We start from the raw sequence: 13,975 nt of genomic DNA, 5'->3' as shown, positions 1-13,975 counted from the left end.
GGCCGAGGAGGGCCGGGTGACGACCTATGACGATCGAGCGAGCCTCACTGATCTGACCGCCACTGTGGAGCGCGTCCGCAGATCGGTGGAAGGAGTGATCGAGGGCAAGCCCGAGGTCGTACGGCTTTCGCTGACCGTGCTGCTCGCCGAGGGGCACCTTCTGATCGAGGACGTCCCCGGCGTGGGCAAGACCATGCTCGCCAAGGCACTGGCCCGGTCCATCGACTGCTCGGTGCGGCGCATCCAGTTCACGCCCGACCTGCTGCCCTCGGACATCACGGGCGTGTCCATCTGGGACCAGCAGCGGCGGGACTTCGAGTTCAAGCCGGGCGCCATCTTCGCCCAGATCGTGATCGGCGACGAGATCAACCGCGCCTCGCCCAAGACACAGTCCGCGCTCCTGGAGTCGATGGAGGAGCGGCAGGTCACCATCGACGGCCAGACGTACGAACTGCCCAGCCCCTTCATGGTGGTCGCCACCCAGAACCCGGTGGAGATGGAGGGCACCTATCCGCTGCCCGAGGCCCAGCGCGACCGCTTCATGGCCCGTGTCTCCATCGGCTACCCCAGCCCCGAGGCCGAACTGCAGATGCTCGACATCCACGGCGGCGTCAACCCCCTGGACGACCTCCAGCCGGTGGCGCACGCGCACGAGATCGTGAAGCTGGTGGAGGCCGTCCGCGGTGTCCACGTCGCCGAGACGGTCCGGCGCTACGCGGTGGACCTGGTCGCCGCCACACGCACGCATCCCGACCTCAGACTCGGCGCCTCGCCGCGCGCCACGCTCCATCTGCTGCGCGCGGCGAAGGCCTCCGCCGCCCTGGCCGGCCGGGAGTACGCGCTGCCGGACGACGTGCAGGCGCTCGCCGTGGCGGTCCTCGCCCACCGGCTGCTGCCCACCGCCCAGGCCCAGCTCAACCGCCGTACTGCGGAGCAGGTCGTGCAGGAGATCCTGCAGAGCACCCCCGTGCCCGCCGGGCCCCAGCAGCAGTCCGGCTTCACCACGGGTCGCGGCTTCGGTCAGCAGCCGCCCCGGAGGCTCTGATGACCCACGGGGGGACGGCGCGCACCGCCGAGGAGGACCGGGGCGGGCTGCGCACCGCGCTCGCCGGGCTGACCACGCGCGGCCGGTCCTTCCTGGCCGCGGGTGTGGCCGCCGCGATCTGCGCCTACGTCCTCGGCCAGAGCGAGCTGCTGCGGGTGGGCATCCTGCTCGCGGTACTGCCCCTGGCGTGCGCCTCAGCGCTGTACCGCACGCGTTACCGGGTCGCGGGCAGCCGTCGTCTGTCCCCCTCGCGGGTGCCCGCGGGGTCCGAGGCTCGGGTCCATCTGCGGATGGACAACGTCTCACGGCTGCCCACCGGGCTGCTGATGCTCCAGGACCGGGTGCCCTACGTCCTCGGGCCGCGCCCCCGGTTCGTCCTGGACCGGGTGGAGGCGGGCGGCCGCCGCGAGGTGTCCTACCGCGTGCGCTCTGACCTGCGCGGCCGGTATCCGCTGGGCCCCCTCCAGCTGCGGCTCACCGACCCCTTCGGGATGTGCGAGCTGACCCGCTCCTTCTCCACGTACGACACCCTGACGGTCATCCCGCGCGTGGAGCCCCTGCCGCCGGTCAGGTTCGCGGGCGAGGCGCAGGGGTACGGCGACGGGCGGCAGCGCTCGCTGGCGCTGGCCGGCGAGGACGACGTGATTCCGCGCGGGTACCGGTACGGCGACGACCTGCGCCGGGTGCACTGGCGCTCCACCGCGCGGTACGGCGAGCTGATGGTGCGCCGGGAGGAGCAGCCGCAGCGGGCCCGGTGCACGGTGCTGCTCGACACCCGGGCGATCGCCTTCCAGGGCGCGGGCCCGGACTCGGCCTTCGAGTGGGCGGTGACGGGCGCGGCGTCCGCGCTGGTGCACATGCTCGAACGGGGCTTCTCGGTGCGGCTGTTGACCGACACGGGCAGTTCGGTGCCCGGTGAGGGCGCGGACGGGTTCGCGGGCGCGAGCCAGGAGACCGCGGACGCGGCCGGGCTGATGATGGACACACTCGCCGTGATCGACCACTCGGACGGCGCGGGTCTGTCGCGCGCCTACGACGTGCTGCGCGGCGGGAACGAGGGGCTGCTGGTGGCGTTCTTCGGCGATCTCGACGAGGAGCAGACCGCGATGGCCGCCAAGATGAGCGGGCGCAGCGGCGGCGCACTGGCGTTCGTGCTGGACAGTGACACCTGGGGACGCGAACCGACCGATGTGCCGGGCCCGGGGGACCGGAGCGCGGAGCGGTTGCGGCTGCTGCGCGAGGCGGGCTGGACCGCCGTGCCCGTGCCCCGGGGCGTGTCCCTGACGGAGCTGTGGCGCGAGGCGGACCGGCAGCGCACGGACGTGGGTGCCCTGAGCGGCACGGAGGGACGGTCATGAGCGGGCGGGCGCGTCTGGCACTCTGTGCCGCGGCGGCGACGCTGATGACGTCGTGCGCCCTGCTGCCGCTGGTGAGCCCGGCGACCTGGCTGTTCCAGGCGGCGATGCTGGTGGCGATGGTGACCGCAGTGGGCGCGGCGACCCGGCGGGTGCCGCTGGCGCGTCCGCTGACCCTAGCCTGCCAGGTGGCGGTCGCCCTGCTGCTGCTCACGCTGGTCTTCGCCCGGCAGCAGGCCCTCGCCGGGTTCGTCCCCGGCCCCGAAGCCTTCCACCACTTCGGGGAACTGCTGCAGTCGGGCAGGGACGATGTCGGGCGGTACACGAGCCCGGCGCCGCTGACGCCCGGGATCCGGCTGATGATGGTCGGCGGGGTGCTGCTGATCGGGCTCCTGGTGGACGCTCTGGCGGTGACGTTCCGCGCGGCGGCCCCAGCCGGACTGCCACTGCTCGCGCTGTACGCGGTGGCGACCGCCCTGTCGCACGGCGGAGCCGACTGGGTGTGGTTCCTGGTGGCCGCGGCCGGCTATCTGATGCTGCTGCTGGCCGAGGGCCGCGACCGGCTGTCCCAGTGGGGGCGGGTCTTCACCGGCGCCCCGCGCGCGGGGGGCGGGGACTCCGGGGGCGCGGTGGCTCCCGTGCGCACCGGGCGCCGCATCGGCGCCGTCGCGTTGGGCATCGCCCTGGTGGTGCCGCTGGCCCTGCCCTCGCTGCGGGGCGGGCTGCTGGACGGCACCGGGGCCGGGGTGGGCGCGGGGCTCGGCGACGGCAACACGATCTCCGCGGTCAACCCGCTGGTGTCGCTGCGCGACAGCCTGAACGTGGACCAGGACCGCCAGGTCATGGCGTATCGCACCAACACGGACGACACCCAGGACATGTACCTGAGGATCGTCGCCCTGGACGACTTCGACGGCACCACCTGGAAGCCCGCGCAGCGGCACATCACCTCCGTGCCGGACTCGTTCCCGACGCCGACCGGACTCGCGGGCAGCGTGCGGCGGACCGAGATCGAGACGCGGATCTCGGCCGCGGACTGGTACGCGCAGGACTGGCTGCCGATGCCGTACCCGGCGACGAGCGTGAAGATCAAGGGCAGCTGGCGGTACGAGCCGGTGGGCCGCACGCTCGTCGGCGACCACGGGCAGAACACGCGGGGCGTGCAGTATGACGTCAAGAGTCTGATCGTGCAGCCGACGGCGGAGCAGCTGGCCGAGGCGCCCGAGCCGCCGGCGTCGCTGAAGCGCGAGTTCACGAAGGTGCCGTCCTCGTTGCCCGCCGTGGTGGCACAGACGGCCCGCAGGGTGACGGCCGGGTCGTCGAACCACTACGAGGAGGCGGTCAAGCTCCAGGACTACTTCGCGGTCGACGGCGGCTTCACCTACAACACCCAGGTGCAGGTCGGCACCGGACCGAACGCGATCGCCCGGTTCCTGAAGGACAAGCAGGGCTTCTGCGTGCACTTCTCCTTCGCGATGGCCGCGATGGCGCGGACGCTGGGGATACCGGCGCGCGTCGCGGTCGGCTTCACCCCGGGGTCGTCGCAGGCTGACGGTTCGATGTCGGTGGGGCTGAGGGACGCGCACGCGTGGCCGGAGCTGTACTTCGAGGGCGTGGGCTGGACCCGTTTCGAGCCGACCCCGAACCGGGGCTCGACCCCGTCGTACACGCAGTCGAACACGCCGAGCGGGGAGATTCCGGTGGTGCCGCGGCCGTCGCTGTCGTCGTCGACGGCGCCGTCCGCCGCGCCGTCGACGACGACGAGCTGTTCGGCGACCCTGCGGAAGATCGAGGGGTGCCCGAGCCAGTCCGCGCAGGTCGCTGCGGGCTCCGGGGACGACGGACCGCCGTGGTACAGGGTGCTGTTCTGGGCGCTGCTGGGTCTGGTGCTGGTGGCGGTGCCGCTGACGCCGATGCTGTGGCGACTCAGGAGCCGGTCGGTGCGGCTGGCGTCCGCGCAGCACGCTCCGTCCGCGCTGCCGCCGGCCCGCGTCCGCCGCGGGGATCGCGGCGGTGAGCGGTATGCGGACGGGATGGGGATGACGGTGCTGCCCGGTGAGACCGCCTCGGGCCGGTCGAGCGAGGTGGCCGTGGGGCACACCCTGGCCGTCTGGCGTGAGCTCACGGACACGGCGTGGGACTACGGGATCGCGCCGGACGACGCGCTGACCCCGCGGAAGGCGGCCGAGCGGATCGTACGGCTCGGCCGGCTGGACCCCGAGACGGCGGGGGCCGTCCACCGGGTGGCGGGTGCGGTGGAGCAGGTGCTGTACGCACCGGAGCCGGGAGCCGAGGCGGGCCTGGTGGAAGACGTACGCAAGCTGCGAGCGTCACTGCGCTCCACGGCCGACCGCCGCACCCGCCTGCGCGCCATAGTGGCCCCGCCCTCGGCGATGCGCGCGGTATGGGCGGCGGCGGACCGCTTGGCGGACCTGAGGACGCGCTGGGCGACCCGCTGGACGGCCGGGATACGCCGCCCGTCGGACCAGCGAGGGGGCTGACACGGGGTGCCGCCCGTCCCGGCGACGGGGCGGGCGGCACCGGGCACTGCGCTCGGCGTCGATGGCCTCCGGTACGGCTCCCCCACCGCCTCAACGGACTGAGGGCCCCTCCAGTGGCGTCGTCGTCGGTCGTACGCGGTCTCCGGGCCTGCCGGCGCTACCGGCTCGCCGCTGCGAGCTCCGTGCCGCACGCCCCGCCCGTGCGGGGGCGGTGGGCGGCACGGGCTGCGGCGGCCCGCCAGGGGGCGTACGGGTACAGGTACAGCAACAGGGGCGACCTTCCGGTCGCCCCTGTTGCGTCACGTCTACGGCTACTGGCCTTGTTCGTCCCGTCGGCGCTGCCAGCGTTGTTCGATGCGGTCCATCATGGAGCGTCGCTGGTGCGCCTGACGGCGGATGCCCGGCGCTCCCTGTTCACCCGGCTTGGGAACCTTGCGCCAACCGGTCACCACGAGCACCGCACAGCCCAGCATGACGAGGAAGCCCACCACGCTGATCCAGATCTGCTTCGCGACCATTCCGGCCATGAGGAGCGCGATACCCACGAGGAAGCCCGCGACCGCCTGGTAGACCCGCCGCCGGGTGTACGTACGCAGCCCGCTTCCCTCAAGCGCCGACGCGAACTTGGGATCTTCGGCGTACAGCGCTCGCTCCATCTGCTCGAGCATGCGCTGCTCGTGCTCCGAGAGCGGCACGGAGTCCTCCTCATCGTGCAGTCGCCGGGGCGACCGGGGGTCCCCTTCAGGATAGGCAGGGAATCGCCCCCTTGAAACCCGCCCCTCTACGCCAATTGGCCAACCGGAATCCGCCATGCCCGTCCCGGCTCACTGAGATCTTCATTCCCCAGCGGCCGACCCGTCATGCCGGTCGGTCTCCCTCGATCATACGGCGCGGACCGCACGATCGGGGGGCCTGTGGCGTACTCCATCCGCCGCCAAGCCGCTGATCAGCGGGGCGCCACGAGGGGCCGCTCAGGACTCGGCGGCCCCCTTGGTCTCACCCAGCACGTGCAGCTGCGTAGCCACGGAGTGGAACGCCGGGGACTCGGCCGCCGCGGCCTCCAGCTTGAGCAGCGCCTCCAGCGCGCCCGGCTCGGTGTCCACCAGCACCCCGGGCACCAGGTCCGCGAAGACCCGCACGCCGTGCACCGCGCCCACGCTCAGGCCCGCGTCCTCGACGAGCGCGGTGAGCTGCTCGGTGGTGAAGCGGTGCGGTACGGGGTCGCCCTCGCCCCAGCGGCCGTTCGGGCCCTGAAGCGCCTGCCGGGCCTCCTTGAAGTGCCCGGCGAGGGCCCGCGCGAGCACGGCACCGCCGAGGCCCGCGGCGAGCAGGCTGAGGACACCGTCGGGGCGCAGGGCCGCGACGGCGTTGCGGACGCCCTCGGCGGGGTCGTCGACGTACTCCAGGACGCCGTGGCACAGCACCACGTCGTAGCCGCCGCGCTCGACCACGTCGAACAGGCCGTGCGCGTCGCCCTGAACGCCCTGCACCCGGTCGGCGACACCGGCTTCGGCGGCCCGGCGCTCCAGCGCGAACAGCGCGTTCGGGCTGGGGTCGACAACGGTGACGCGGTGGCCGAGTCGGGCGACCGGTACGGCGAAGTTCCCGCTGCCGCCACCGGTGTCGAGGACGTCCAGCACGTCCCGCCCCGTGGCCTTGACCCGGCGGTCGAGGGCGTCCTTGAGGACCTCCCAGACCACGGCGGTACGGAGAGACGCGCGGGGGCGAGTGGGGTCCGACACGGCAGTTGACTCCTCGGCGCGGCACCGCCTGATGTTCGGCGGAGCGATCGGACGGCCTTCCGACCCCCGTTACCAGGGCGAAAGACTTCAGGCGCCTCCACCCTATTGCCTCCGGCCCCCGCCCAGGACCCCTCACCCCGCCCGGATCCTCACCCCGCGTCCGGCATCTCCCGCTCCGCATCCTGTCGCGGCTGCGGAAGCACCGGCTGGAGGACCAGCATCCGCTCGACCAGGCGCAGGAACATCGCCACGTCCCGTATCAGGTCGTCCGCGTCCCGGGTGCCGGCCGCACCCCGGATGCCGGCCTCGGCGCGGGCGCGACGGGCGGCGCCGGAGGCGAACAGCGCGCTCCACTCGGTGAGTTCGGGTGCGATCTCGGGGAGCACTTCCCAGGCGCTGCGGATCTTCGCGCGGCGTCGCGCGGTCGGCTCCGGGCGCCCGCGCGCGGCGAGCACGGCGGCGGCGGTGCGCAGGGCCGCCAGATGGGCCGTCGCATACCGCTCGTTCGGCGTTTCGAGGAGGGTGGCCTCCTCCAGTGCGGCGCGGGCCTGGGCCAGCAGGTCGAGGGCGGCGGGCGGGGCCGTGGCCCGGCGCAGCACGGGGTGCACGTCGCTCGCCGGGCCGGTCAGTGAGGGGGCAGGGCCGGCGGCGCGGCGCCGACGTGCGGCGGCTGCGTGGTGACTGGCCATGACGAACCTCCTGTCGTCTGTGTGACGGCACGCCCTGATACGGGCTGCCGTATGTCCCCATCGTGGGGTATGGCACTGACAATCCGTTCTGACCTGCTCTTTTGCTTCGCTCACAGGTTCGGAGTAGTTTTTGCACTGACCAGTCAGTTCAAAAACTCGGGGTTCCGTGACGGGGCCCCGGGACTGGGTGCCCGGCCCAGGGGAACGAGGGGGGACATGGACATGCAGGAGACGGCGGCCGGGGTCGCCGTCAGTGCCGCCGGCTTCGGGCTGAAGGGACCGCGCGGCTGGGCCTTCCGGGGCGTCGGCCTCGAGGCGGAGCCCGGCTCGCTCATCGCCGTCGAGGGCCCCTCGGGCTCCGGCCGCACCTGTCTGCTGCTCGCGCTCACCGGGAGGATGAGGCCGAGCGAGGGACGGGCCACGGTCGGCGGGCACCGGCTGCCCAAGGAGATGTCCGCCGTGCGCCGGACCAGCGCGCTCGCGCACGTGCCGGGTGTCACCGACCTCGACCCAGCCCTGACCGTCGGCGAGCACCTGCGTGAACGTGCCCTGCTGGAAAGCAGGTTCGGGGACTCCCTGCGGGCGCTGCTGCGGCCCAGGAGCGATCGGGCGGCCGAGGCGGCACGCCGGATCGACACCGCCCTCGCCGCCGCCGGACTCGACCCGGAACAACTGCCCAAGGGCCGCCGGACCGCCGTACGCGACCTGGAGCGACTGGAGGCCCTGCGGCTGTCCGTGGCGCTGGCCCTGATCGGCCGGCCCCGCCTGCTCGCCGTCGACGACGCCGACCTGAAGCTGTCCCCCGCCGAACAGACCGAAGCCTGGGACCTGTTGAGGTCGCTGACCGAGGACGGGACGACCGTCCTCGCGGTGTGCACCGAGGCCCCCGAGGACACCGTCGTGGTGTCGACGGCACCCGGCGCGCGGCACGCGCGCGAGGAGACCACCCCCGACGAGCCGACCGAAGACGGCGACGACGACAAGGAGACGGCGGATGCGCTCGCCGAAACTGGCCGCGCTTGAGCTCAGGCGGTTCGGCAGGGGAAAGCTGCCGCGTGCGGCGCTGGTCGCGCTCCTGCTGCTGCCGCTGCTGTACGGCGCCCTGTACCTGTGGTCGTTCTGGGACCCCTACGGGCGGCTGGACCGCATCCCCGTGGCGCTCGTCGACGACGACAAGGGCACGACCGTCGCCGGCCGGAGGCTCACCGCGGGCGACGACCTCGTCAAGGGGTTGCTCAAGAGTGACACCTTCGAGTGGCACCGGGTCAGCGCCGTCGAAGCCAGGAAGGGCGTCGAGGACGGCACCTACTACCTGTCGCTGACCATGCCCTCCGACTTCAGCGCCGAGATCGCCTCCAGCTCCGGCGATTCCCCTGAGACGGGCGCCCTTCAGGTGCGGACGAACGACGCCAACAACTACATCGTCGGGCAGATCTCCAAGACGGTGTTCGCCGAGGTGCGCGCGGCGGCCTCCACCAAGACGTCGCGGTCGTTCCTCGACCGGATCTTCATCTCGTTCTCGGACATCCACGGGGCCACCGTGAAAGCCGCCGACGGCGCCGACCAGCTCACGGGCGGGATCGGCAAGGCGGAGAAGGGCTCCAAGGACCTGGCCGACGGCTTGAAGGAGGCCAAGAGCGGCAGCGGAAAGCTGTCGAGCGGCCTGACCAGGCTCGACCAGGGCGCGGGCGCCCTTCAGGACGGCGCCCAGCAGGTCGCGGACGGCACCCAGGCGCTCGCCGACCGGGTGCACGGCGCGGCCGACCAGGTGCGGCCGTTCCTGAAGAAGGACGGACGGCAGATCGCCGACACCTCGACCGTCGTGGCCGACTCGGCGGGCGTCATCAGCGACCACCTCGACGCCTTCGTCACCACGGCCCCCGTCGCCGAGAAGGGCACGCGTGAAGCGTCCGAGACGCTGGACGCGGTGTACGAGAGGCGCTGTGTGAGCCAGGTCCTGCCCGACCCCGCCTGCGCGGACCTGAAGAAGGCGAGGGACGCCGCGGCGGACGCGGCGCGGCTCGCCAAGGACGTGAACACGGTGGTGCGGGACTATCACGGCGACATGACAGCCATGCGGCAGGACCTGAAGACCCTCCAGCGGCAGGCCCGGGCGCTGGCCAAGGCGGCACCGCACCTGTCCGACGACCTCGACGACGCGGTCTCCAAGGTGGACGCGCTCAACAAGGGCGCCGCCGAGGTCGCCAAGGGCGCCCGGACCCTGCACACCGGCCTGGGCACCGCCCGGGCCGGGGCGGCCGACCTGGACTCGGGCATCGGCAGGCTGGAGAGCGGCGCGATCGACCTCAACGGCGGCATGTACAAGCTCGCCGACGGCTCCGGGAAGCTCGCCGGCGGACTGCACGACGGCGCGGGGAAGATCCCCGACTACGACAAGCAGGACCGCGACCGGCGCACCCAGGTCATGGCGGACCCGGTGCAGTTGGCCTCCCGGGACCTGCACCACGCGCCCAACTACGGCACCGGTTTCGCCCCGTACTTCATCCCGTTGTCCCTGTGGGTGGGCGCGATGGTGGCGTACATGCTGATCCCGCCCATGAACCGGCGCGCGCTCGCGGCGGGCGCCTCCGCCTGGCGGATCGCGCTGGCGGGCTGGCTGCCGGTGGCCGCCGTGGGCGTGCTGCAGACGGCTGCCCTGATGGCCGTGCTGCACTGGGCGATCGGCCTCCAGATGGTGCGGGCGGCGGGGACGATCGGGTTCCTGTTCCTGGTGGCGGCGTGCTTCGCGGCGCTCGTCCAGTGGCTGAACGCGCGCTTCGGGGCGGCGGGCCGGATCCTCGTCCTCGCCCTGCTGATGCTCCAGCTGACGTCCGCGGGCGGTACTTACCCCGTGCAGACCTCTCCGGGCTTCTTCAACGCGATCCACCCCTTCCTGCCGATGAGTTACGTCGTCGAAGCGCTGCGGCGGCTCATCACGGGCGGCGGCCTCGGTCCCGTGTGGCAGGCGTGCGCCGTGCTCGCGGCGTTCACCGCGGGCGCCCTCGCGTTGACCGCCCTGTCGGCCCGGCGCAGGCAGGTGTGGACGCTCGACCGGCTGCACCCGGAGCTGAACCTGTGAGGTCCGGGCCATCCCACCGGGCCGTTCCTGTGAGAATCAGGGCCATGGAACGCAGCAGCGCCGCTACGTCCGGCGGCTCGAGCCGCCGCGAGGCGACCCGGCAGAAGCTCTACGAGGCGGCCGTCACCCTGATAGCGGAGCAGGGCTTCTCCGCGACCACCGTCGACGAGATCGCCGAGCGGGCCGGGGTCGCGAAGGGCACGGTCTACTACAACTTCGCGAGCAAGTCCGTCCTCTTCGAGGAGTTGCTGCGGCACGGTGTGGGGCTGCTCACCGCCTCCCTCAGGGACGCGGCCGAGCAGAGCGACCTGGCGGGCGGTACCAAGGTGGACGCCCTGGACGCCATGATCCGCGCCGGGCTGGCCTTCATCGCCCGCTACCCGTCCTTCACCCAGCTGTACGTGGCCGAGCTGTGGCGCACCAACCGGGCCTGGCAGTCCACGCTCATGGTGGTCCGGCAGCAGGTCGTCGCGGCCATCGAGGACGTGCTGCGCGCGGGGGTGGACAGCGGCGAGTTCAGCGACGAGATCGACGTCCCGCTGACGGCGGCGGCGCTGGTCGGCATGGTGCTGGTGGCGGCGCTGGACTGGCAGTCGTTCCAGCCGGAGCGCTCCCTGGACGACGTCCACGCGGCGCTCTCACGGCTGATCCAGGGGCGCGTGAGCGGCGGCTGGTAGGGCACGTGGACGGCCGGTGGCGCCCGGCAGACGAAAGCGCCGGTCCGTGTCGGCCGCGCCCTTGGCGGGCCGACACGGACCGGCGCTTATCGTGCCCCCGTGACCCCCGTTCGGTCCTTCCCCCGGGTCTCCCCCTGCCTCGCTTCCGCCGCAGGAGTGCCGGCGGAAGGAGCGGTCGAGGGCAGGCACCGTTCCGCCGCCCCGTGTCGGCGGTGCCGGAGCCGTGCCCCTTTCCGTGCCTCCACTGTCTCGTCCGCGCGGGTCGGACCCCATCCGCGCAGATACTCATCTCTCCGGCTAGGTACGGATACTCAGACCTGAGCGCTCAGCCCCAGGGCGCGAATGTTGCGAAAAGCGCCGGTCACCGGCCCGCGGCCGGATTGTCGGTGGCGGCCGATAAGGTCGCAGGCATGGCACGGATTGCGGTGATCGGCGCCGGGATGGGCGCGATGGCGGCCGCCGCCCGGCTGGCCGTCGCGGGCCACCGGGTGGTGGTGTACGAGCGTACGGAGACGTACGGCGGCGCGGTGCGCCGGTTCGAGCGGGACGGGTTCCGCTTCGACACGGGCCCGGGACTGCTGACGCTGCCCGCCGTCTACCGCGATCTGTTCGTCAAGACCGGCAAGGAGCCGCTGGAGGACTGCGTCGATCTGGTCCAGGTGGACCCGTCGTCACGGCACGTCTTCGCGGACGGCACCGAGGTGGCGCTGCCCAACGCATCGCGCGCGGGTGTGGTGTCCGCGCTGGACGCGGCGCTGGGTGCGGGCGCGGGCGAGCGCTGGGGCGACTTCCTGGTGCGGGCGCGCGAGGCCTGGGACCGCACGCGCCGGCCGCTCCTTGAGGAGCCGCTGTGGCCCAACTGGCAGGTGCTTGCGGAGAAGGAGCCGTATCCGGCGGTGCCGCACAAGCGGCTGCTGCGCACGCGCCGGGCCAGGACGCTGACCGAGATCGCCTACTGGGAGCTGCGCGACGACAGGCTGGAGGCCCTGCTGGTGAGTCATGCGCTCGTGTACGGTCTCTCCCCCTGGACCGCTCCGGCGAGCGCGGCCGTGCTGCCGTACATGGAGCACGCCTTCGGCACCTGGTATGTACGCGGCGGCATGCGGGAGTTGGCGCGCGCGGTGTACGAGCGATGCCGCAAGCGGCGGGTGGAGTTCGTCTTCGGCGCCGAGGTCACCCGGATCGTGGAGAAGGACGGCCGGGCCGCGGGTGTGCAACTGGCGGACGGGACGGTGGCCGACGCCGACCATGTCGTGGCGGACGTCCACCCGACACGGCTGCGAGCCCTGACGGAGCGACCTGTGGACAACGAGGGTGACGTACGGGCCGACCCCGGCGCAGCTCCACCCTCCCGGTTCACCCTGCTGCTCGCCCTGCGCGGCGGCCGTGAGCCCGGCGCCGTGCACCGCACGGTGGCCCATCCGGCGGCCCCCGAGCCGGAGTGGGACTTCCTGGCCTCACCGGGCGGCGACGTGCCCCCGCCGCCCACGGTGACCGTCCTGCGCCCCGACGACCCCGCACTCGCGCCCGACAGCGAGCACGAGTCCATGGTGGCGTCCGCCGTGGTGTCTTCGGAGGCCCCCTGGGAGGACGAGGGTACGGTCCGGCGGTACACGGATCTGCTCCTTGAAGCCGCCGAGAAGGCGATACCCGGTCTGCGCGAGCGGCTGCTGTGGCACGAGGTGCGGGCACCCGGACACGTCGAGGACGAGACGGGTGCCCCCTCCGGGGCCGTGCCCGCGCCCGCGCTCGCCGCGGGGCACGGTCGTTTCCTGCACCCGGCGAACACCACGCGGCTGCCCGGTCTGTACCGGGTCGGCGGCTGGTCCCACCCAGGCGGCGGTCTCGCCCATGCCGGCATGTCGGGTGCCCTGGTCGCCGGGCTCATCGTGGAGGGACCGGACTTCCGGGGCTCTCAGTGACCGTTCCGGGGCCGAGCGCCCCGGGACGTCAGAAGCGGTAGCGCTCGTCGTAGCCGTTGCCGTGCGGGGTGCCGTTGTCCTGGTAGGGGTACGGCTGTTCGGGCGGGAGTTCGCCGCCGAGCGCTTCGTCGGTGGTGCGCTGCTGGGGCACCCAGACACCACCGGGCGGGGTCTCGCCGTAGGTGCCGGTGGCGTACTGGTCCTGCCCGTACGTCTGCTGTCCGTACTGCTGCTCGCCGCCGTACGTGGTGTCGTACGAGCCGGCGCCGTAGGTCCCCGTGCCCTGGTACGGGTCGGAGTATCCGCCGTACTGCTGCTGACCGCCCTCGTAGCCGTAGTGCTGCTGCTGGCCGTATCCGGAGTAGCCGTCGTAGGCGTAGGCCTGCTGCTCCTGGGGCTGGTCGGCGGGGGTGTAGGCGGCCTCCGTGTAGACACCGTAGGAGCCGGTGTCCTCGGGCAGGGGCTGCGGCTCGTAGACGGAGGTGGCCTCGGCCGCGGTCTCCACGGGCGAGGTGGTCCCCGGGCGGGAGAAGACGTCGTCGTGGTCGTCCTCGTCGTACGCGTCGTCCTGGCGGTACGTTCCGGCGGGCATCGTCGTCGTCGCGCCCGTCGGCTCGACGTCGGTGTCCGCCGCCTCTTCCTGACGGACCTTCTCTCCCCGGCGGCGCTTGCTTCCGGTGCCCGCGCCCTCGCGCGGGCGGTTGCCGACGGCCCAGCCGGCCGCGAACCCGCGGCGGAACGACAGGGTGACGTAGGTCTGCCCGACCGCGAAGGCGGCGGCGCCCAGGCCGATGACCACGACGGACTGGATGAGCACGCCGAACACGACGCCGAGGAATCCGGCGAACGCGAGCAGCCGCCAGCGCAGGCGTGCCTTGTACTGCAGCAGCACCTCACCGAGCAGCCACAGCGCGACGATGCCGAACGCGATGTAGAGGACCGTCCAGCCCATGTACGCCCCTCTC

Annotated in this window: 11 protein-coding genes; 7 read left to right on the top strand and 4 right to left on the bottom strand. The window is 72.8% G+C overall.

What is annotated here, in order from left to right; genetic code table 11:
- Window positions 1–16 precede the first annotated feature (16 nt).
- The 3 genes from ACZ7L1_RS03315 to ACZ7L1_RS03305 are packed head-to-tail and all read left to right on the top strand — an operon-like array spanning window position 17 to window position 4,901.
- Entirely contained in the window at window positions 17–1,045 is a 1,029-nt protein-coding gene (locus ACZ7L1_RS03315; RefSeq protein ID WP_388987521.1) for an AAA family ATPase, read from the top strand.
- Entirely contained in the window at window positions 1,045–2,403 is a 1,359-nt protein-coding gene (locus tag ACZ7L1_RS03310; protein WP_471433764.1) for a DUF58 domain-containing protein, read from the top strand. Before ACZ7L1_RS03315 ends, ACZ7L1_RS03310 begins: the two co-directional genes overlap by 1 nt.
- On the top strand, window positions 2,400–4,901 hold the full coding sequence (locus tag ACZ7L1_RS03305) for a transglutaminase TgpA family protein (RefSeq protein WP_471433762.1): 2,502 nt from the start codon (window positions 2,400–2,402) through the stop codon (window positions 4,899–4,901). Before ACZ7L1_RS03310 ends, ACZ7L1_RS03305 begins: the two co-directional genes overlap by 4 nt.
- A gap of 311 nt (window positions 4,902–5,212) precedes the next feature.
- Here the strand turns inward: ACZ7L1_RS03305 and ACZ7L1_RS03300 are convergent, their stop codons facing one another.
- The 3 genes from ACZ7L1_RS03300 to ACZ7L1_RS03290 all read right to left on the bottom strand — a co-directional run bounded on the left by ACZ7L1_RS03300 (window position 5,213) and on the right by ACZ7L1_RS03290 (window position 7,332).
- Entirely contained in the window at window positions 5,213–5,596 is a 384-nt protein-coding gene (locus ACZ7L1_RS03300; RefSeq protein ID WP_471433760.1) for a DUF3040 domain-containing protein, read from the bottom strand.
- A 276-nt stretch (window positions 5,597–5,872) separates the two neighbouring features.
- Window positions 5,873–6,643, bottom strand: coding sequence for a methyltransferase (locus ACZ7L1_RS03295; protein WP_471433759.1), 771 nt, complete (start codon window positions 6,641–6,643; stop codon window positions 5,873–5,875).
- 149 nt (window positions 6,644–6,792) lie between these two features.
- The gene (locus ACZ7L1_RS03290) at window positions 6,793–7,332 is read right to left on the bottom strand and encodes an SAV_6107 family HEPN domain-containing protein (protein WP_471433758.1); all 540 of its coding nucleotides are present in this window, start codon (window positions 7,330–7,332) and stop codon (window positions 6,793–6,795) included.
- A 216-nt stretch (window positions 7,333–7,548) separates the two neighbouring features.
- Here ACZ7L1_RS03290 and ACZ7L1_RS03285 point away from each other — a divergent pair, with 216 nt between their 5' ends.
- From ACZ7L1_RS03285 to ACZ7L1_RS03270, 4 genes are all read left to right on the top strand, one after another.
- Window positions 7,549–8,355, top strand: coding sequence for an ATP-binding cassette domain-containing protein (locus tag ACZ7L1_RS03285; protein WP_471433756.1), 807 nt, complete (start codon window positions 7,549–7,551; stop codon window positions 8,353–8,355).
- Window positions 8,327–10,411 carry a YhgE/Pip family protein gene (locus ACZ7L1_RS03280; RefSeq protein ID WP_471433755.1) on the top strand — a complete coding sequence of 695 codons (2,085 nt, stop codon included), beginning with the start codon at window positions 8,327–8,329 and terminating at the stop codon, window positions 10,409–10,411. Before ACZ7L1_RS03285 ends, ACZ7L1_RS03280 begins: the two co-directional genes overlap by 29 nt.
- Before the next feature lie 44 nt (window positions 10,412–10,455).
- Complete coding sequence (locus ACZ7L1_RS03275) at window positions 10,456–11,088, top strand: TetR/AcrR family transcriptional regulator (RefSeq protein ID WP_471433754.1); 633 nt, start codon at window positions 10,456–10,458, stop codon at window positions 11,086–11,088.
- A gap of 410 nt (window positions 11,089–11,498) precedes the next feature.
- Complete coding sequence (locus ACZ7L1_RS03270; RefSeq protein ID WP_471433752.1) at window positions 11,499–13,010, top strand: phytoene desaturase family protein; 1,512 nt, start codon at window positions 11,499–11,501, stop codon at window positions 13,008–13,010.
- Window positions 13,011–13,038: 28 nt separating this feature from the next.
- Here the strand turns inward: ACZ7L1_RS03270 and ACZ7L1_RS03265 are convergent, their stop codons facing one another.
- Window positions 13,039–13,962 (bottom strand): SCO2102 family sporulation regulator, encoded by a 924-nt coding sequence (locus ACZ7L1_RS03265; protein ID WP_471433751.1) that lies wholly within the window; start codon window positions 13,960–13,962, stop codon window positions 13,039–13,041.
- Window positions 13,963–13,975 lie beyond the last annotated feature (13 nt).

The organism is Streptomyces sp. NPDC107546 (assembly GCF_055639175.1).
Note: the sequence above shows the minus strand (reverse complement) of the source record. Positions and strands in the feature narration are given on the sequence as shown.

Coding starts and splice junctions, on each gene's coding strand:
- ACZ7L1_RS03310 (WP_471433764.1), top strand. CDS start 1,045: ATGACCCACGGGGGGACGGCGCGCACCGCCGAGGAGGACCGGGGCGGG.
- ACZ7L1_RS03305 (WP_471433762.1), top strand. CDS start 2,400: ATGAGCGGGCGGGCGCGTCTGGCACTCTGTGCCGCGGCGGCGACGCTG.
- ACZ7L1_RS03290 (WP_471433758.1), bottom strand. CDS start 7,332: ATGGCCAGTCACCACGCAGCCGCCGCACGTCGGCGCCGCGCCGCCGGC.
- ACZ7L1_RS03285 (WP_471433756.1), top strand. CDS start 7,549: ATGGACATGCAGGAGACGGCGGCCGGGGTCGCCGTCAGTGCCGCCGGC.
- ACZ7L1_RS03280 (WP_471433755.1), top strand. CDS start 8,327: ATGCGCTCGCCGAAACTGGCCGCGCTTGAGCTCAGGCGGTTCGGCAGG.
- ACZ7L1_RS03275 (WP_471433754.1), top strand. CDS start 10,456: ATGGAACGCAGCAGCGCCGCTACGTCCGGCGGCTCGAGCCGCCGCGAG.
- ACZ7L1_RS03270 (WP_471433752.1), top strand. CDS start 11,499: ATGGCACGGATTGCGGTGATCGGCGCCGGGATGGGCGCGATGGCGGCC.
- ACZ7L1_RS03265 (WP_471433751.1), bottom strand. CDS start 13,962: ATGGGCTGGACGGTCCTCTACATCGCGTTCGGCATCGTCGCGCTGTGG.